General features: G+C 66.9%; 14 protein-coding genes and 1 tRNA gene. 3 read left to right on the forward strand and 12 right to left on the reverse strand.

Annotated features, from left to right (window positions below; genetic code table 11):
- Positions 1-26 precede the first annotated feature (26 nt).
- Positions 27-305: a type II toxin-antitoxin system RelE/ParE family toxin gene (locus ACVCMC_RS07465; protein WP_447099231.1), complete on the forward strand. Its 279-nt coding sequence runs from the start codon at positions 27-29 to the stop codon at positions 303-305.
- An 8-nt stretch (positions 306-313) separates the two neighbouring features.
- Positions 314-604 carry a HigA family addiction module antitoxin gene (locus ACVCMC_RS07470; protein WP_447099232.1) on the forward strand — a complete coding sequence of 97 codons (291 nt, stop codon included), beginning with the start codon at positions 314-316 and terminating at the stop codon, positions 602-604.
- 342 nt (positions 605-946) lie between these two features.
- Here the strand turns inward: ACVCMC_RS07470 and ACVCMC_RS07475 are convergent, their stop codons facing one another.
- The 6 genes from ACVCMC_RS07475 to pilV form a co-directional block, all read right to left on the reverse strand.
- Positions 947-1,528: a GspH/FimT family pseudopilin gene (locus ACVCMC_RS07475; protein ID WP_447099233.1), complete on the reverse strand. Its 582-nt coding sequence runs from the start codon at positions 1,526-1,528 to the stop codon at positions 947-949.
- Between the two features lie 5 nt (positions 1,529-1,533).
- On the reverse strand, positions 1,534-1,947 hold the full coding sequence (locus ACVCMC_RS07480; RefSeq protein ID WP_447099234.1) for a type IV pilin protein: 414 nt from the start codon (positions 1,945-1,947) through the stop codon (positions 1,534-1,536).
- A 22-nt stretch (positions 1,948-1,969) separates the two neighbouring features.
- The gene (locus ACVCMC_RS07485; RefSeq protein WP_447099235.1) at positions 1,970-6,436 is read right to left on the reverse strand and encodes a pilus assembly protein; all 4,467 of its coding nucleotides are present in this window, start codon (positions 6,434-6,436) and stop codon (positions 1,970-1,972) included.
- A 17-nt stretch (positions 6,437-6,453) separates the two neighbouring features.
- Positions 6,454-7,062 carry a pilus assembly PilX family protein gene (locus ACVCMC_RS07490; RefSeq protein WP_447099236.1) on the reverse strand — a complete coding sequence of 203 codons (609 nt, stop codon included), beginning with the start codon at positions 7,060-7,062 and terminating at the stop codon, positions 6,454-6,456.
- Positions 7,063-7,144: 82 nt separating this feature from the next.
- A complete protein-coding gene (locus tag ACVCMC_RS07495; protein WP_447099237.1) occupies positions 7,145-8,530 on the reverse strand; it encodes a PilW family protein in 1,386 nt (461 codons plus the stop codon).
- On the reverse strand, positions 8,527-9,057 hold the full coding sequence (pilV, locus tag ACVCMC_RS07500) for a type IV pilus modification protein PilV (RefSeq protein WP_447099238.1): 531 nt from the start codon (positions 9,055-9,057) through the stop codon (positions 8,527-8,529). Before pilV ends, ACVCMC_RS07495 begins: the two co-directional genes overlap by 4 nt.
- Positions 9,058-9,523: 466 nt before the next feature.
- On the opposite strand from pilV, the gene pyrC reads away from it, so the two are divergent.
- Positions 9,524-10,567, forward strand: coding sequence for a dihydroorotase (gene pyrC, locus ACVCMC_RS07505; RefSeq protein WP_447099239.1), 1,044 nt, complete (start codon positions 9,524-9,526; stop codon positions 10,565-10,567).
- Between the two features lie 121 nt (positions 10,568-10,688).
- Here the strand turns inward: pyrC and ACVCMC_RS07510 are convergent.
- The 6 genes from ACVCMC_RS07510 to murJ form a co-directional block, all read right to left on the reverse strand.
- Positions 10,689-10,764 (reverse strand) — tRNA-Thr (locus ACVCMC_RS07510).
- A 211-nt stretch (positions 10,765-10,975) separates the two neighbouring features.
- The gene (gene ispH, locus ACVCMC_RS07515; RefSeq protein WP_395117515.1) at positions 10,976-11,938 is read right to left on the reverse strand and encodes a 4-hydroxy-3-methylbut-2-enyl diphosphate reductase; all 963 of its coding nucleotides are present in this window, start codon (positions 11,936-11,938) and stop codon (positions 10,976-10,978) included.
- Between the two features lie 111 nt (positions 11,939-12,049).
- Positions 12,050-12,547 carry a signal peptidase II gene (gene lspA, locus ACVCMC_RS07520; RefSeq protein ID WP_447099240.1) on the reverse strand — a complete coding sequence of 166 codons (498 nt, stop codon included), beginning with the start codon at positions 12,545-12,547 and terminating at the stop codon, positions 12,050-12,052.
- A 125-nt stretch (positions 12,548-12,672) separates the two neighbouring features.
- A complete protein-coding gene (gene ileS, locus ACVCMC_RS07525) occupies positions 12,673-15,534 on the reverse strand; it encodes an isoleucine--tRNA ligase (RefSeq protein ID WP_447099241.1) in 2,862 nt (953 codons plus the stop codon).
- Positions 15,535-15,633: 99 nt separating this feature from the next.
- Entirely contained in the window at positions 15,634-16,587 is a 954-nt protein-coding gene (locus ACVCMC_RS07530) for a bifunctional riboflavin kinase/FAD synthetase (RefSeq protein ID WP_447099242.1), read from the reverse strand.
- 34 nt (positions 16,588-16,621) lie between these two features.
- Positions 16,622-18,232 carry a murein biosynthesis integral membrane protein MurJ gene (gene murJ, locus ACVCMC_RS07535; RefSeq protein ID WP_447099243.1) on the reverse strand — a complete coding sequence of 537 codons (1,611 nt, stop codon included), beginning with the start codon at positions 18,230-18,232 and terminating at the stop codon, positions 16,622-16,624.
- Positions 18,233-18,245: the final 13 nt, after the last annotated feature.

Genomic DNA, 18,245 nt, shown 5'->3' on the forward strand with positions numbered 1-18,245 from the left:
GTATCGCCACACGCTACACTTGAGCCATGATAATCGGCTTCCGCCACAAGGGACTTGAAACCCTGTACCGGACAGGTTCTGCTCGTGGAGTGCAGGCTGCGCACGTTCCCAAGCTCGGTCGCATTCTGGCGGCGCTCGACGCAGCCACGTCACAGGCTGAACTGAACCAGCCTGGTTACAAACTCCATCCACTCAAAGGGGCACTGAAAGGCCACTGGTCCGTGTGGGTCAATGGCAACTGGCGTGTCACGTTCCGGTTTGTCGGCACCGACGTGGAGCTGGTCGACTATCAGGACTACCACTGAAAGAGGTCATGGCCATGATGAAGAATCACCCGCACCCCGGAGAGCTTCTGCGCGAAGACGTGCTGCTGCCGCTCGGCATCGAAGTCACTGATGCCGCACACCGGCTCGGGATGTCCCGCACCACGTTGTCGCGCGTCATCAACGGCCGTGCCGGGATCAGCCCGGATCTGGCGATCAGGCTGGAGCGCGCCGGCGTGAGTACCGCCCGGTTCTGGATGACGCTGCAGGCCAACTACGAGCTGTCGCTGGCCGAGCAACGGAAGCAGCCGACCGTGCAGCGCCTGCAAGCCGTGGCATAAAGCCCGGGAGGGCGCAGGGACCGAACACGCCCCGGAGAAGGGGCGTTTTCCCGCGCAAAATGCAGAATCGAAGGCGTTCCCATCCGCCTGAATTGCCGCCCGACGAAGACAACCGCATCCTCACGCGCGAATTGGTTTACACCGCCATCTCGCGCGCCAGGCGATCTACGTGAGCGCCTCGCCGCCTCGCAACTCGACACCGCTCGCTGCCAATCGCCTTGAGCGTGAACCGCAGGACTGTTGGAGATGAGCCTCGGCCGCAGGGACTTCGATGACACTCGTGTCAAAAAAAAGCGCCGGCGCGGAATCCGCGACGGCGCCATGTTCAATGCCTGGGCCGGCTCAGCTCGGCGTGCAACTCCCGGTCGTCAGCGATTTCGTGGTGACGCTGCCCGAGCCGTTCACATCGAGCTGGACGCCGGGCACCTTGGCGGTGATGGTGCCGGCACCGCTGCTGCCGCTGCGGTAGCAGGTGGCGAACACCAGTGGCGTGCTCGGCTTGAGCTGGCCCTGTTGGCCGAAGGTGACGATGGTGCCGCTCTTGGCCTGGATCGACACGTTGGTCTGCGGATCGGTGGCGCGCAGCAGGATCGAGCTGGCTGCTGCGTAGGCCTTGTTGGCCGAGGCCGCGCCGGCCGGGTAGGTGTAGACGATCCAGCCCTGGTCGTACACCGTGCCGCCCGAGGTGCAGCCCGAGGTCTTGTCGCCCGGGCACATCGACACCAGTTGGCCGCGGGTGATCGCTTCGCTGCGCGCGTAGTTCACGCTGGCCAGCAAGGCGTTGCTGGCCGAGCTGACCTGGTTGCGATGGATCACGTCACGGAAACTGGGCACGGCGATCGCCAGCAGGATCGCCATCACGGTAATCGTGATCATCAGCTCCAGCAGGCTGAAGCCGCGCGCGCGGTTGGGCATGGCATTCATGGCGATCACCAGCAGCTGCCGTTGCTGTTGGAGGAGGCCGACGCCGGGTCGGGCCTCTTCACGCCCGCGTTGTCGATCGTCAGCGGCCCGCACACGTCGTTGGCCTGCCCGCCGACCGGCGTGGCGGTGGCCACGAAGGCTTGCGACGAGGAGCTGGCTACCACCGTCACCGAGTAAAAGCCCTTCTCGGAGATCGCCGGATTATCGAAGCCGATGTCCGTGAGGCCGCCATAGGCATTGGCCGTGGCGTAGTAGCGCTCCTGCGCCGTGGCCACGCGCAGCAGCAGCTCCTGCCCGTCCGCCCGATGCGCGCGGAACGCGTAGCGCCCGTAGGTCGGGATCGCCACGGCGGCGAGCACCGCGATGATCACTACCACGATCATCAGTTCGAGCAGGGTGAAGCCGCGCATGCGCCCCATCGCCATTCCCCTTGGCTTGCCGTCACAGGTCATTGTTCAACTCCCGCCATGAGCGTCGACGCCAGATCGCGTCATCGATGTTGAGGTTGCCGCCGCCCTGCAGCTCCAGGCCAGGGATCAGCAGCTTGCCGCCGCCGATCACCGACGCCACCGGCACCGAGCCACCGGTAGGCGGATTGTTGACCAGGCCGCCCACGGTACTTACCCCTGTGTTCCAGCCACCGGTCGGACCGGACGGGCTGGACAGGCCGCCACCCGCGCCACCGGTGGCCGCGTTGAGCACCATCAGCGCACCGCCGATGGTGGCGCTGCAGGGGTCCTGGCTGCCCGGGATAAGAGTGGTGATGATGGCACGGTTGGTGTTGAACAACGCACCGGCGGTGACCACCATGCGCTCGCCCGGGGCGGTGGACAGATTCAGGTCGATGTACCACCCGTTCTGCGCCAGGGTCAGCGAATTGTCGGTCAGGCCGCGCAGCGTGTTGAGCCCGTTGGCGGACTGCGCCTCGTACAGCGTCTGCTGCTGCAGGTCGGCCTTGACCGCCGTGATCGGGTTGCCGCTGGTGTCGAGCTTGTCGCGGATGCCGTAGATCGACTGGGTCTTGGCGCTGTTGCTGGTGTTGTCGTCCGCACCCAGGTACTTGCCGGTGCCGAACACCACGATGAAGCGGTTGGTGGCCGGATCGGGGAACAGTCGCGGCATTACCGTGATCGGCTGGTCGCCCTGCACGGCGGGCTTGAACGCCAGCGTCACATGCGCCTGCCAGTTGGCCGGGTTGGGATCGGTCAGGTCGAAGCGCCACAGGTTGCCGTTGAGGTCGCCGGCAAACGCCACGTCGTCGATCTGGTCGTTGTTGTAGTCGCCCAGTACTACCGACGACAACCCACCGCTGGTGACACCGCTGATCGTGGTCAGCGTCTTCAGTTCGCGGATCATCGCGCCGGTCTGCGCATCCAGCACGAACAGCGCGCTGTAGCCCTTGGAGGCGGCCGCCAGCGTCACGCAGTTCGCGGGACGATCGGATTTGCTGCAGTCGGGGAAATAGCCACCCGGCACCAGCACCACCCATTTGCCATTGGCCAGGCGGCCGATGTTGGGCTGGCCGAAGGTGTAGCCCAGGTCGGCCGGATCGCCCACGCCGCTCACCGCCGGCGTATCGGCATTGAACTCCCACAGAACCTTCTGCCCGGCATTCGCCTCGGTGACGTCGGCGGGATTGGTGATGTCCAGCGCATAGACGCCGCGGCCGCCCAGGCGCAAGCCGCCCACCAGCAACGTATGCCAGCCCTTGGTGGTCACGGCCGGGGTGGAGGTATCGGCGCCAAAGAACACGTCACGCGTCACCGGAGTGGCATCGACGGTCGGCGCAAACTTGAAATTGGTTCTGGCCGTGAGATTGCCCAGGTTCGGATACACCGTGCGCGGCACGTAGGCGAATATCTCCTTGCCCGCGTCGGCGTCAGGCACCGCCACCGGTGGCGTCGACGAGTCCAGCACCATCTTGGCGTTGAACGCGTGCAACATGCCGTCGTTGGCACCCACGTACACTGCGGGCGTGCGATCCTGGTAGATCTTGGCGAATGCCTCGTAGCTGTGGCAGGTGGTCAGGGTGGGCGCCGTCACGACGCAGGTGGTGTTGTCGTTGGCCATCGCGGTGGCCTCGGGCGAGCCCGCCGGCCAGCCGCTGTGGTAGCCGCTGGACGGCGCCCCCACGTACAGGGCCTGCGAGTTGATGATGGCGCCGAGCAGGCTGCTGCGCGTGCGGTAGACAGTGCTCTCCAGCGCCCTCGAACCGCGCAGGTAATCCAGCCGGGCCTGGCCCGTGTCCGTGCTGCCGGTGCTGGCCGGCAGGCCGCTGAGCAGGGCCTGCGCGCTCAGATAGCTGCTGCCCGTGCTGGCGGTCAGGTTGTCCAGGCCGGTGAAGGTGCGAAAAGCGGTGCCGCCATCGAACGACCCATCCGCCTTCTCCTTGGCGCTGAGGATCTGCCGGTTGGCCGGCGGCGTTTTCGTCGCGTCAGTGAGGATCACGCCCGCATCCCACTGCAGGCCCGCCACGGTGCCGTCGACGTTCGCCGTGATGGCCTGGAATACACCCGTCCAGTCGCCGGAACTGTAGCCCGAGGTGAAGCCGATCGCACCCTGCACCAGCACGCTGGTGTTCAGCGCACTGGTGGTCGCCGGCACGTTGCGTGCGCTGATGTTGGTCAGGATGTTGGTCAGCTGGTCGACCAGGTTCTGCGGGTTGGCCGCGTTGAAGTAGGCGCCGCGGCTGTTGACGGCGGCGTGCCAGGTGTCGTCGATCGCTGCAGGATCGTTGTTGATCGGCCGCGGCCAACCCGTACTTCCGCTGGAGTTGGTCTGCCCGCGCCGCAAACGGCATAGATCGTTGTTGGCATCCGTGCAGTCGGCGTCGGTCGAATGGGTCAGGTTGCCGGGTACGCCCAGGGTCACCATGTACTGCACCAGGTGCGGCCAGTTGGCGGGATCGTTCTTCGGGTTGAAATACTTCTCCAGGGCCGGCGAGGTGGCGCCGGTGACCACGCCCGTGGTGGTGTCGGGCATGTACGGCGGCACGATCTTGCCCTGGGATGGCTTGTACAGGTCGGGGCGCAAATTGGTCGCCCAGTAGTTGAACGCGATATTGGCCAGCGATGAGGTGTAGACGCTGCCCTGCACGTCCCAGTACACGCGAGACTCGGCGGTATTGGCAGGATAGGCGGTGCCGTCAGGCAAATTGCCCGAGACGGCCGACTGCGACGTCTGGAACGGGGTGGGCAGAGTTGGATCGCCCTCGTTCCAGTAACCGTCAGTCACCAGCATGTGGTAGTTCTGCCGGCACACCAGCTCCAGGCCGTCGGCTCCGCTGGTCTTGGGCGGATCCCAGTACGGATCCTGGAGGTTGCCGGTGCCGCCGGTATTGCCATTGCCACGCTGGAAGAACTTGCCGGCGCGAATGGTCGAAGCGCGGTTGGGCGTACCGCCGCTGGCGTCGGTCTGGAACATCCAGTTGAAGAATGCGCTGCGGTAGCAATCGGGCGGAGTCTTGATCGCGCCGGATTGCTGGATGGCCGAAGGACTGGAGGTTGTCGTCGAACTCGCATCGCATCCGGACGCATCGATCAAGCTGGTGATGATCGCGCTGCTGGGCAGCTTGAACGTGCCATCGTTGATGTTCTGCCACGCGGCGCGAATGCTGTTGCCGAAGCCGCCGGTGGCCGTGGTTGCACCGAGCGAGCCGAATACGCGCGACAGCGCGGTTTTCGTCATCAGGTTGCGCGTGCGGTAGTACGCATACCAATTGGCGAAGTTCTGCCACTGGTTGACCGACTGACCATTGATGGTGACGGTCGTGTTGGGGACGGCCACGGCCTCCCAGTTGGCGCTGCTGTAGAGGTTGCCGCGACCGGCGCTGTCCGGGTTGCCGAAAGTATCGACCGTGATGGTGGGCGCCGTGGACTTGTAGCGGTAGTAGTACGGGCCGCCGTTCGGATAGGTGTTGCCATCGGAGTCAGCGCTGCTGCCGTCCATCGGCGAGCTGCCATAACCGCACTTCCAGCGATTGTCGCTGACGACGCTCGAGGTATCAGTCGTGGTGACCGTCCATTTCGCGAAAGTTGCCGTGGCGCTGGTCTTGTCGCCGTCTATCCGGTCGTAACCCCCACCACTGCTGAGTCGGGTTTTCAGGCTGCTGCCCGAATAGACCGCTCCGATACCGCTGCCCGAGGTGGTGTAGTTGCTTATCCAGAAACGGTTGGTGCCGCCGGAACTGGTGGCCGAATTCGTCACCTGACAGGAACCCGCGTCGGCATTTGCAGGACAAGCAGTACTGTCGCCGAACTTGACGAAGATAATGGTATTGGTCTTGTAATTGATCGTGCCGGTCAGATCAGTCAGGCCGGTGGGATCGGTCGTGCCATTGGGATTGTTGCGATAGCTGGAGTAAGTGTCGGCCGTGACCGGCGAATACGGTCGGTTGACGCCAACGCCGTCCAGCCACACCGCAGCCAACGTCTTGTCCGCATTCGGGAACAACGATCCGTTTGCCTTCACTGGCGGCGAATACACGACGTTCGGGTTGTAGTACACACCGTTCATGGCCTTGGAACGGACGTCGCTGCTGGACGTGATGCGCGGATCGATCACGCCGGCGCAGCGCCACGGCCCGCTCCAGCTGCCACCATCGAACGGCCGGTTGTCGCCCATGTAGTTGCTGGCCATCGACCCCGAATCATCGAACGTCACCACGATGTTCGGCGGCACCGCCTGGGTCACGTTGGGCGGCGTGGGGCTGAGCTCCACGATGCCGCTCGTCACCGCCGTGGCCGCGGAAGCGGGTGCGGAAACGAAGCTGCTGCCGGCGGCGACCAGCGCCATCACCGACAGCGTCGCGGGCACCGGGGCCGGTGCGGAAAGGCCACCCACGGCGGTGAGCACGGCGCCCATCAGCGCCGACGACATGCGTCCGGGAAGAAACCGACGACTAGACATGGCTTGAATACTCCGACTCAGTTGCTCTTGGCCGCGAAGGTGCTTTCCATCACGCGCACGGTGTTGGCGCTGCCGCCCGTGGCGCGCGCGGTGATGCGATAAATGTGCCGACTGGAACTGGCGGTGCCGGTGCCGGAACTGCCGGTGGCCCCGGATTCATGCAGGCCGCCGCTGACCCCCGGCGGCAGCTCCACGCCAAGGTCCTCGATGATGTAGCGCGGGTTCTGCGCGAGATCGCCCGTCGTGGCGCCGGTGTAGTCGACCGAACCGCCGTAGCCCTTGTACTCGGTGGAGCCTGCCGTGACCCAGCCCTGCTTGGTGCGGAAGTCGACCACGTTGGCGATCGGGTTGGCCGGGTCGTAGACGTAGCAGTCGGTGAAGATGCCGGTGCCGCAATTGAGATGGGCAGTGACGTTGGTGGTGCTGGTCCACAGCTTCCACTCGGCCCCGCGCAGCGCGGTGAGCGCGCTCATGTCCGCCTGCTGCGCGTTGTGCAGGCCGCCGGCCATGCGCTCCTGCAACAGCGAGCGGCCGGAGGCGCTGATCGCCAGGATGGTCAGCAGAATCAGGAAGATCAGCGCCACCACCAGCACCGCGCCACGCTGGGCGTGCAGGCCGGTTCGCATTGATCGTGGTTTGTTCGGCATCGCCATGACTTGGCTCCAGGAAAACATCATGCGGCAGCACCGGTGGGCGCCGCCGCTTTCATCACGGGTTGTAGTTGCGCACGGGCACCAGCACGCTGAACTCGCGCCGCAGCAACTGGTCGGGGAAGCCCTGGTCGCTGGGTCTGATGGCATGACCGGACGGCGGCAGCAGGCCGGTGTTTGCGTCGGCGCTGTAGCGGTAATTCAGCTGGTTGCCGGTGAGCGTGTACAGCGGCGTCTGGCCGTCCATCAGCAGGCTGACCTCGATGCTCTTGATGCTGCGCCACAGGCAACCGGTGGCGGTGATCGCATTCAACTCGGCCGGTGGGCAACTTGCCGCGGGGGCGGCGTCGACCTGGGCGGCAGTGAGGAAGCTGGTCTTGCCGGTGTTGTCCTGCACGCCGTAGCGGAAATCCAGCCGCTCGACGCCTCGCACCAGCTCATCCTCCGAGCCGCCGCGGCCGGCCGTACCGCCGTTGACCCTTCGAATCAGTGCACCGGTGAACGGTGCGTTGCCGTCATTGTTGACGCTGACCAGCTTGAGGTAATACGTGACGGTCTGGAAATCACGGTTGACGTCGAACACCTTGGGCGCCGACTCCGGCTCCTGCGCGGTCGGCAGGTTGGCCGCGCCGGTGCCGAAGCCATCGGTGGTGTTGGCCAAGGGGGTGATCACGCCGACGCTGCTGGCGGTGGCCGGGAAGATCTGCGCGTTGGAGCAGTCCGCCAGCATGAACAGGTCGCCGTTGGCGGCATTGCTCACCGGCGGTTCGCCGGTACGCTGGACCAGCGTGATCGAGGTGATGGTGGCCGCGCTGCTGCTGGTGGCCAAGGTGCTGCCGGTGACGCCCGCCGGGACGATGGCCCAGCCGGCGGCAGGGTTGACGTAACGCACGGTGAGCACGTCGGCGCCCTTGACCCGATTGTTGATCGCGGTACCCATCGCCGGGATGGTGCTGATGCTGGTGTTCGGATCGACCGGCGTGCAGGCGGTGAGCGTGCACTCGTAGCCACGCATGAACAGGAACGACGGCATCGTGTACGGCGCCGCGGGTGCAGCCGGATACGAACCGGCGCCCCAGGCGGTGGTGACGTCGCCGAACGCGCCACTGACCGCGCCAGCGGCACCGATCAGGTTCTTGGCGTAGACCTTGGGCGCGCGGATGTGATCGAGCGCATTGCCGCCCGTGCCGATCTTGGCCACGCCGCCGGTGTTGGTGCAGTACTGTCCGTTGGCCATCCGCAGGTCGGTGCCCATGCGGGTCACTGCGAAGCGCCCCGCCTCCTGCAACTGCGCCAGCTGGTTCTGCGCCTTGTTGCTGCTCGAGGTGGAGGCGAACACGGTGACGATGCCGGCGGCCACCAGCAGGCCCAGCACCATCGCCACCATAAGTTCGATCAAGGTGAAGCCGCGCGAATGGCGAGGCAGCATGCGGAACGCGCTCATGGCTGGAACTCCCACGAGAAGGACTGTGGCTCGCTGGCACGCTTGGTTTGGTCACCGGTGCCCTGCTCGTTCCAGGTGATTTTCATCTTGCAGCTGCCGCCATAAGGCGGCTGCATGGCCAGCTGCGAGGTGGGGTCGTAGCCGGCGGTACCCACACCGCCGCAGTCGATGCTGGCCGACGGGCCGGGCAGGAAGGTCTTCAACTGGCTGCTCCACAGGCGCTGGTCGTGGGTGGCCAGCTCCGCTGCATCGCAGGCCGAGCCGGAGCCGCAGCCGATCGAGCTGGAGGAGACCGGATAGGTGGTGCTGTTGTAGTTGCCGTTCCACACGCCGATCGGGTTGGCACTCATCCGCGCCGCCATGCTGTTGGCGAGGAATACCACCTGGGTGCGCACGTAAGCGGCGTGGTTGGAGCGCGTGGCCATCACCATCAGGCTGGCCAGGCCGATCAGGCCGATGCTGAAGATCAGCACGGCCATCATCACCTCGATCAACGAGATGCCTCGCTGACGCGACAGGACTTGCATGGAATTCTCCCTGATACCCCTGAGTGCAATGTACCCATCGCGCGAGGCGCGGCCAGCCCCCAGCCGACCGGCGGTAGGAATTGGCCGATGAGCGGTGCGGTCGTTGTCGGAAAGGGTGAACCCGATCACGCGGCGAGAGGAGCCTTTAAAGCCCTTCTCCCCTCGGCGACCGCAGGGAGTCCCCTTGCGGGTGAGAAGGTGGCCCGAAGGGCCGGATGAGGGTGCGGGGAGAAACCTGCAGCCACGCCTCGACCCCGAACCCTCACCCCAACCCCTCTCCCGCAGGGAGAGGGGCTTTTCTCGCCCTTCTCTCGCCAGCGACCAAAGGGGGAGGCTTCAATGCGCTGGCGGGCGATAATGGCCAGCGGTCCAACTCACTGCCGCAAACCTTCTGGACAATCCGCATGCCTCTTCGCCACACCCGCCCCGCCACTCCGCCCGCACGCCGCGCCACGGAACCCCGCCGATGACCGCCGACCGCCTCGACATCTGCCGTCCCGACGACTGGCACGTGCATCTGCGCGACGGCGCCACGCTGGCCTCGGTGGTCGGCCACACCGCGCGCCGGTTCGGCCGCGCCATCGTGATGCCCAACCTCAAGCCGCCGGTGACCAACGTAGCGCAGGCGGAGGACTACCGCCGCCGCATCCTCGCCAGCCTGCCGCCCGGCGCCCACTTCCAGCCACTGATGACGCTGTACCTCACCGAGGCCACGCCGGTGCAGGAGATCGAGCGGGCAAAGGCGAGCGGCAGCGTGTTCGCGGTGAAGTACTACCCTGCCGGCGCGACCACCAATTCACAGGATGGCGTGCGCGATCTGGAGCACGTCAACAGCGTGCTGGAAGCGATGCAGCGCCACGACCTGCCGCTGCTGCTGCATGGCGAGGTGACCGACCCCGCGATCGACATCTTCGACCGCGAGCGCGTGTTCATCGAACGCCACCTGATGCCGCTGCGCGCACGCTTCCCTGCCCTGCGCATGGTGCTGGAACACATCACCACGCGCGACGCGGCCGAGTACGTCGCCGCCGCCCCGGCCAACCTGGCGGCCACGATCACCGCGCACCACCTGCTGCTCAACCGCAACGCGCTGTTCGCCGGCGGCCTCAACCCGCACCACTATTGCCTGCCGATCCTGAAACGCGAGGTCCACCGCGCCGCCCTGGTGAAGGCGGCGACCAGCGGCAATCCACGATTCTTCCTCGGCACCGACAGCGCGCCGCACCCGCGCCACGCCAAGGAATCAGCCTGCGGCTGCGCCGGCGTGTACAGCGCGCACGCCGCGATCGAGCTGTACGCCGAAGCGTTCGACCAGGCCGGCAAACTCGACCGACTGGAAGCCTTCGCCAGCTTCCACGGCCCGGATTTCTATCGCCTCCCGCGCAACCAGGAGCGCCTGCTGCTGGAACGCAAGCCCTGGACCGTACCGACCGAGCTCGCTCTGGGCGACGCCACCTGCGTGCCGATGCGCGCGGGGAGCACGGTGGCGTGGTCGCTGGTCGAGAGTTGACCGTCGAGGGGCCCGGCGCCGCCCCACGGACGGACATCCGCGACCGTGCCTGCGCCGGGTTTCACGGCCGCAAAAGCAAGCGGCCCGATCCGGAGATCGAGCCGCTTGCGTGTGCCGTGTCTGGTGCCGGAAATAGGAATCGAACCTACGACCTACGCATTACGAATGCGCCGCTCTACCAACTGAGCTATTCCGGCAAAGAGCCGTGGATTTTACGGTGCCCGCGGTTGCCGCGCAACCGCGTAGGGCGGGCACTGCCCGCCGACCCTTGCGTGTTCGCGGCGAAGCGGCGGGCAGTGCCCGCCCTACGCCCTTGCCTTGTTTTTGTAGGAGCGCACAGGGTGCGCTCCCACTCGCATTGGTTCGCCGGCACTCATCGCGACAACCGGATGTCCTGCGGTGACGGCGTCAGAAGCTGGCCGAACCGCTGGTGCCGACCACGCGCAGCTCCTTGGGCAGGGCGAAGGTGATGCTCTCCGGCTCACCGTCCAGTTCGCGCACCGCGCCCGCGCCCCACGACTGCAGGCGGGCGATCACGTCGCGCACCAGTTTCTCCGGCGCGGAGGCGCCGGCGGTCAGGCCGATGCGTTGCACGCCATCGAGCCAGTGGCGCTCGATGTGTTCGGCGCCGTCGATCAGGTAGGAGGGCACACCCTGTTTCGCGGCCAGCTCGCGCAGGCGGTTGGAGTTGGAGCTGTTGACCGAGCCGACCACCAGCATCAGGTCCACCGAGTCGGCGAGCCTGCGCACGGCGTCCTGGCGGTTCTGCGTGGCGTAGCAGATGTCGTCCTTGCGCGGCCCCTCGATGCTCGGGAATTTCGCGCGCAGGGCCTCGATGATCGCCTTGGTGTCGTCCACCGACAGTGTGGTCTGGGTGACGTAGGACAGCGCGTGCGGGAATTTCGGCACCAGCGTGGCGACATCCTCCAGCGACTCCACCAGCAGGATCTGCCCGGGGTTGGCCGGGTTCCACTGCCCCATCGTGCCCTCGACCTCCGGGTGGCCGGCGTGGCCGATCAGCACCACGCTGCGGCCGATCCGGCCCAGTCGCGCCACCTCCATGTGCACCTTGGTCACCAGCGGACAGGTGGCGTCGAACACCTTCAGCTGCCGCTGTGCAGCCTCCTCGCGCACCGCCTGCGACACGCCATGCGCGCTGAAGATCACGGTGGCGCCGTCGGGCACCTCGTGCAGCTCCTCCACGAACACCGCACCGTCGGCGCGCAGCTTGTCGACCACGTAACGGTTGTGCACCACTTCGTGCCGCACGTAGATCGGCGCGCCGTAGGATTCCAGTGCGCGTTCGACGATGGCGATGGCGCGATCCACGCCGGCACAGAAGCCGCGGGGGTTGGCGAGCAGGATGTCCAAGACGACCTCGATTCAGAGTCCCGTAGGAGCCCGCTTGCGGGCGATGCTTTTGTTCCTGGCGTCGCGGGAAAAGGCATCGCCCGCAAGCAGGCTCCTACCGAAAGCCTATTATCACACGCTGTCCGCGGGCTTGCCGGCAAACAATCCGAATACGACCAGCATGACCGCACCCACGGTGATGGCGCAGTCGGCGAGGTTGAACACCGGGTAGTTCCACTGGCGGAAGTACACGTGGATGAAGTCGGTGACCTGGGCCGCATGCAGACGATCGACTAGGTTGCCCAGCGCGCCGCCGATGATGAAGGCCAGCGGCAAGGCGGTGCGCCAGTCGCGCCGCGGCGTGCGCCCCAGCCAGGCCACCAGCACCGCGCTGATCGCCACCGCCAACACCACGAAGAACCAGCGCTGCCAGCCCGCGCCATCGGCAAGGAAGCTGAACGCGGCACCGGTGTTGAACGCCAGCGTCCAGTTCAGGAAGCCCGGGATCACTTCATGCGGCAGGCCCATCGGCTGCAGGGCGCGGATCGCCCACCACTTGCTCAACTGGTCGAGCGCGATGACGGTGACGGACAGCCACAGCCAGGGGAGTGCGTTGGGTTTGGGATTCATGGAACAGGCTCGGCAATGAGAAGTTTCGGCGTTCGGCGCGGGAAGAGCCGGCGGGCGGTGCCCGCCCTACCGCTCCGTCGTAGGGCGGGCACCGCCCGCCGCTCCTGCAATCCACAAAACGTGGTTCAGAACCAGCGACGATCCTCGCCGGGCCCTTCGACGTTGCTGACGCAGCGGCCGCACAGCTCGGGATGCTCGGCGTGGCTGCCGACGTCGTCGCGGCGGTGCCAGCAGCGCACGCATTTGGCGGCATTGCTGACGGTGGCGGAAACCCATGCTTCGGCGCCTTCCACTTCCACCTTCATCGCCTCGTCCGTGCGCGGCGCCAGCGGGGCCAGGGTGAAGTCCGAGGTGATGAAGAAGAAGCGCAGCTCGTCGGCCACCTCGGCGTAGCGTGCCGCCAGCGCAGCGTCGGCATGCACGACCAGCTTCGCCTCCAGCGCCGCGCCGATCCGCTCGGCCTTGCGCATGCCCTCGAGCACGCGCGAGGCGCCGTCGCGGATCGCCAGCAGGTCGGTCCAGTAGCGGCGCTGCTCCGGCGAGGCCTGGGTCGCCGCCAGTCCGTCGTACCAGGTTTCGAACAGCACGCTGTCGCCCCGCTCGCCCGGCAACTGCTGCCAGATTTCCTCGGCGGTGAAGCCCAGGATCGGCGCCAGCCAGCGCACCATTGCCTCGGCGATGCGGTACATCGCGCTCTGCGCGCTGCGCCGGCCGCGGCTGTCGGTCGGCATGGTGTAGAGCCGGTCCTTGGTGATGTCCAGGTACAGCGCGCCCAGCTCGTTGGTGCAGAAGTTCTGGACGCGCGCCACCACCTCCGGGAAGTCGTAACGCTCGTAGGCCGCCACCACGGCCTGCTGCACGTCGAACGCCTGCTGCACGGCCCACTGGTCGAGCAGCAGGCTGTCTTCCACCTTCAGCAGATGCTGCGCCGGATCGAAGCCGTCCAGATTGCCGAGCAGGAAGCGCGCGGTGTTGCGGATGCGCCGGTAGCTGTCGGAGACGCGCTTGAGGATCTCGTCGGAAACCGACATCTCGTTGCGGTAGTCGGCGGAGGCCACCCACAGGCGCAGCACGTCGGCGCCCAGCGTATCCATCACCTTCTGCGGCGCCACCACGTTGCCCAGCGACTTGGACATCTTGCGGCCGTTGGCGTCCACCGTGAAGCCGTGGGTGAGCACCTCGTCATACGGCGCGCGGCCGTGGATCGCCGACGAGGTCAGCAGTGAGGACTGGAACCAGCCGCGGTGCTGGTCGGAGCCTTCCAGATACATCACCTTGTACTCGTCCGCGCTGCCGCGCTGCAGTTCCGGTCGCTGGCCGATCACGGCGAAATGCGTGACGCCGGAATCGAACCACACGTCGAGCACGTCGGTGACCTTCTCGTAGTCGTTCGCCTGATCGCCCAGCAGCGTGGCCGGATCGAGCGCGAACCACGCATCGACACCGCCCTGCTCCACGATCCTGGCCACCTGTTCGAGCAGCGCGACGGAATCGGGGTGCGGCTCCTGGGTGACCTTGTGCACGAACAGCGCGATCGGCACGCCCCAGGTGCGCTGGCGCGAGATGCACCAGTCCGGCCGGCCGGCCACCATGCCGGCGATGCGCTCCTCGCCCCAGCCCGGCACCCAGCGCACGTCCTTGATCGAGGCCAGCGCGGTCTTGCGCAGGTTCGCCTGCTCCATCGAGATGAACCACTGCGGCGTGGTGCGGTAGATCACCGGCGTCTTGTGCCGCCAGCAGTTCGGGTAGCTGTGCTCGATCCTGGCGAAGGCCAGCAGCACGCCGCGTCGGCGCAGCACGTCGATGATGGCGTCGTTGGCCTTCCAGATGTGCATGTTGGCCAGCTCGACGCCGTCGGCGGCCGGCGTGTCGGCGTGATACGCGCCGCGCGAACCGACATAGTTGAGCAGGCCGATGCCGTACTCGCGCGCCACCACGAAATCCTCCACGCCGTGATCGGGCGAGGTATGCACCGCGCCGGTGCCGTCCTCGGCACTGACGTGGTCGCCGAGGATCACCGGCACTTCGCGCGGGTAGAACGGATGGCGCAGCATCTGTCGTTCCAGCGCCTTGCCTTCGGCATGGCCGAGCACGGTCGCCTGCTCCATGCCGTAGCGTTGCGCCACGTTGTCGACCAGCGCGCTGGCGACCGCCAGCAGCACGCGGCGGCCGTCGCGCGCCGGCCCTTCGATCAACGCATATTCGAGATCCGCGCCCAGCGACACCGCCTGGCTTTCCGGCAGCGTCCACGGCGTGGTGGTCCAGATCGGGATGGCGACGATGGCATCGCCTGCGTCGACGCCGAATTTCGCGGCGAGCGCCTTCGCATCGACCGCGTCGTAGGCCACGTCGACCGCAGGCGAAACCTTGTCGCCGTATTCGATCTCCGCCTCAGCCAGCGCGGAGGCGCAATCGAAGCACCAGTACACCGGCTTGGCGCCGCGCAGCACGTGGCCGTTGGCCACGATGCGCGCCAGCGCGCGCAGCATGTCGGCCTCGTACTTGAAATCCATGGTGCGATAGGGGTGCTCCCAGTCGCCGAGCACGCCAAGCCGCTTGAAGCCGGCGCGCTGCGTGTCGACCTGCTCGGTGGCGTACTCGCGGCACTTCTGCCGGAACGCGGCGGCGTCGAGCTTGTCGCCCGGCTTGCCGAACTTCTTCTCCACCGCGATCTCGATCGGCAGGCCGTGGCAATCCCAGCCCGGCACGTACGGCGCGCGGTAACCGGCCAGCAGCTTGGACTTGACCACCATGTCCTTGAGGATCTTGTTGACCGCATGGCCGATGTGGATCGCACCGTTGGCATACGGCGGGCCGTCGTGCAGCACGAACGCGCGCTCGCGATGGGCAGTCTTCTGCTGGATCTGCGCATAGCGGCCCACCTGCTCCCACTGCGCCAGCCAGCCCGGCTCGCGTTTCGGCAAATCGCCGCGCATCGGGAAATCCGTATGCGGCAGGTTGATGGTGCTCTTGTAATCGTGGGTCATCGCGTAGGTGCCGTTGAAGGTGTTGCGGCCCGCCCATGGGCGGGCAAAGGCTTCTAAGTTAATGGATGCGCGGGCGCACAGGAATACTCGGGAACACGCTCACGCCCCGACCAGCCGCGGATTCATGCCCAGCAGCTCGCGCGCCCGGCGCGCGTCGAGCGCCATCTGCGCCTTGAGCGGTTCCAGTCCGTCGAACTTCTGCTCGTCGCGCAGCTTGCCGACGAACTCCACCGCCATGCGCTGGCCATACAGGTCGCCCTCGAAATCGAACAGGTGGACTTCCAGCAGCGGCTCGCTGACCTGGTTCACGGTAGGGCGCACGCCCAGGCTGGCCACGCCGGGCCAGCTGCATTCGCCCTCGCCCAGGCCCACGCGCACCGCGAAGATGCCCAGCACCGGGCTGACCCGATCGCGCAGATGGATGTTGGCGGTGGGATAACCCAGGGTGCGGCCGAGCTGGTTGCCGCGCTGCACCTTGCCGTCGATCACGAAAGGGCGGCCAAGCAGCGGCTCGGCCGCGGCGAACTCGCCCGCCGCGAGCAATTCGCGCACGCGACTGGCCGACACCCGCGCATCGTGCCACTGCACTTCCGGCATCGTGCAGGCGAGAAAGCCGCATTGGGGGCCCATCGCCTGCAGCAGCGCCACGTCGCCGGCGCGCTTGTGGCCGAAGCGGAAATCCGCGCCCACCCAGACCTCGCGCGCAGCCAGCCGCTCGACCAGCACGCGGCGGACGAAATCCTCGGCCGACATCGCGGTGAGCGCCCGGTTGAAGCGCAGCAGCAGGGCCTGCTGCATGCCGGCAGCGGCGAAGCCGCGCAACTTGTCGCGCACGCTGGAAATCCGCGGCACCGGCCGCGGCGAGAAGAACGCGCGCGGCAGCGGCTCGAAGCTCACTACCAGCGGGCTGCCATCCAGCTCGCGCGCGCGCGCGGCCACCTGCGCCAGCAGCGCCTGGTGGCCGCGATGCAAGCCGTCGAACGCACCCACCGCGACCACACTGCCACCGGGCGCCAGGCAAGGGCCGGCGACATCCCTGGAGAGTCTCATCATCGCGCGAGTATATAGAACGGTCGGTGTCGCGGCCTCACGCCGCGCGCAGATCGCGCAGGCGGAAGCCGCCGGCAAACAGGACGGCGACATAACTGGCCCCGCCGGCCAGCACCAGTACGGCCAGATGCCACAGCCGGGTCAGCACCGGCACCCCGTGGACCCAGTCCGGCCACAGCCAGCGGCCAAGCAACAGCACCGCCACCATCACCGCGCAGGCCGCGGCCAGCCGCAGCAAGTGGCGCGACCAGCCCGGCTGGCGCTGGTACACGCCCGCCCTTTTCAGCCAGTGCCACAGCAGCCACAGGTTGACGTAGGCGGCTACTGCGCTGGCCAAGCCCAGCGCCATGTGCAGGCCGGGCACGCGGGCGATGCCATCCAGCCACGACAGCTGCTTCAAGCCGGCCGGCGCCCACAGTTCGAACAGCAGCGCCAGGAAGACCACGTTCAACAGCATGTTGGTCAGCAGCGAAGCCACCGCCGCGCGCACCGGCGTGCGCGTGTCCTGGCGCGCATAGAACGCCGGCAGCAGCACCTTCACCAGCGCGAAAGCGGGCAGGCCGAAGCTCAGCGCGGTGATCGACAAGGTCGCCATGTGCGTGTCGTGCGCGGTCCAGTGGCCATGCTGGAACAGCGTGGCCACCAGCGGCCCGGCAAGCAGCATCAGCGCGAACATCGCCGGCACCGCGATCAGCAGGGTGATCCGCAGCCCCCAGTCCAGCGCCCGCGAGAAGCCGGCGGTGTCGGTGGTGACGTGATGGCGCGCCAGTGACGGCAGGATCACCGTGCCCAGCGCCACGCCGAACACGCCCAGCGGCAGTTCCAGGAAACGATCCGCCTGCGACAGCCAGCTCTGCGAGCCGACCACCAGCAGCGAGGCGATCACCGTGTCGAACAGCAGGTTGATCTGCGCCACGGAGGAGCCGAACAGGGTCGGCACCATCAGCCGCATGATCTTCCGCACTTCCGGGTGGCGCCAGCCCCAGCGTGGCAGGGTCAGCAGGTTGAGCTGCCGCAGCGCCGGCAACTGGAACAGCAACTGCAGGATGCCCGCGGCCAGGATCGCCCAGCCCATCGCCAGGATCGGCGTCTGCAGCTTCTTCGACAGCCACAGCGCGCCGGCGATCATGCACAGGTTGAGGATTACCGGCGTCAGCGCCGGCAGCCCGAAGCGGTGGAAACTGTTCAGCGCCCCGCCGGAGAGCGCGGTCAGCGACACAAACAGCAGGAACGGGAAAGTCAGCCGCAACAGCTCGACGGTCAGCTCGAACTTGCGCGGCTCGTCGATCGCGCCGGGCGAGAACAGCACAGTCACCTGCGGCGCGAAGATGATGCCCAGCGCCGTGATCAGCAGCAGCACCCCGCCCAGCGTGCCCGACACCCGCGCCATCAGCTCCCTCAGCTGCGCATGCGTGCCCTTCTCCTTCACTTCGGTGAATACCGGCACGAAGGCGGTGGAGAACGAGCCCTCGGCAAACAGCCGGCGCATGAAGTTGGGGATGCGGAACGCCACCCAGAACGCGTCGGTGGCGCCGTTGGCGCCGAACGCGGCGTTGATCGACATGTCGCGCACCAGGCCGAGCACCCGCGAAATCATCGTCATGCTGCTGAAGGAGAGCAGCCCGCGGAGCATGCTGGGAGACTTCATGGGCGGCAGTTCT

The sequence above is a fragment of the Rhodanobacter sp. UC4452_H20 genome, assembly GCF_052978205.1.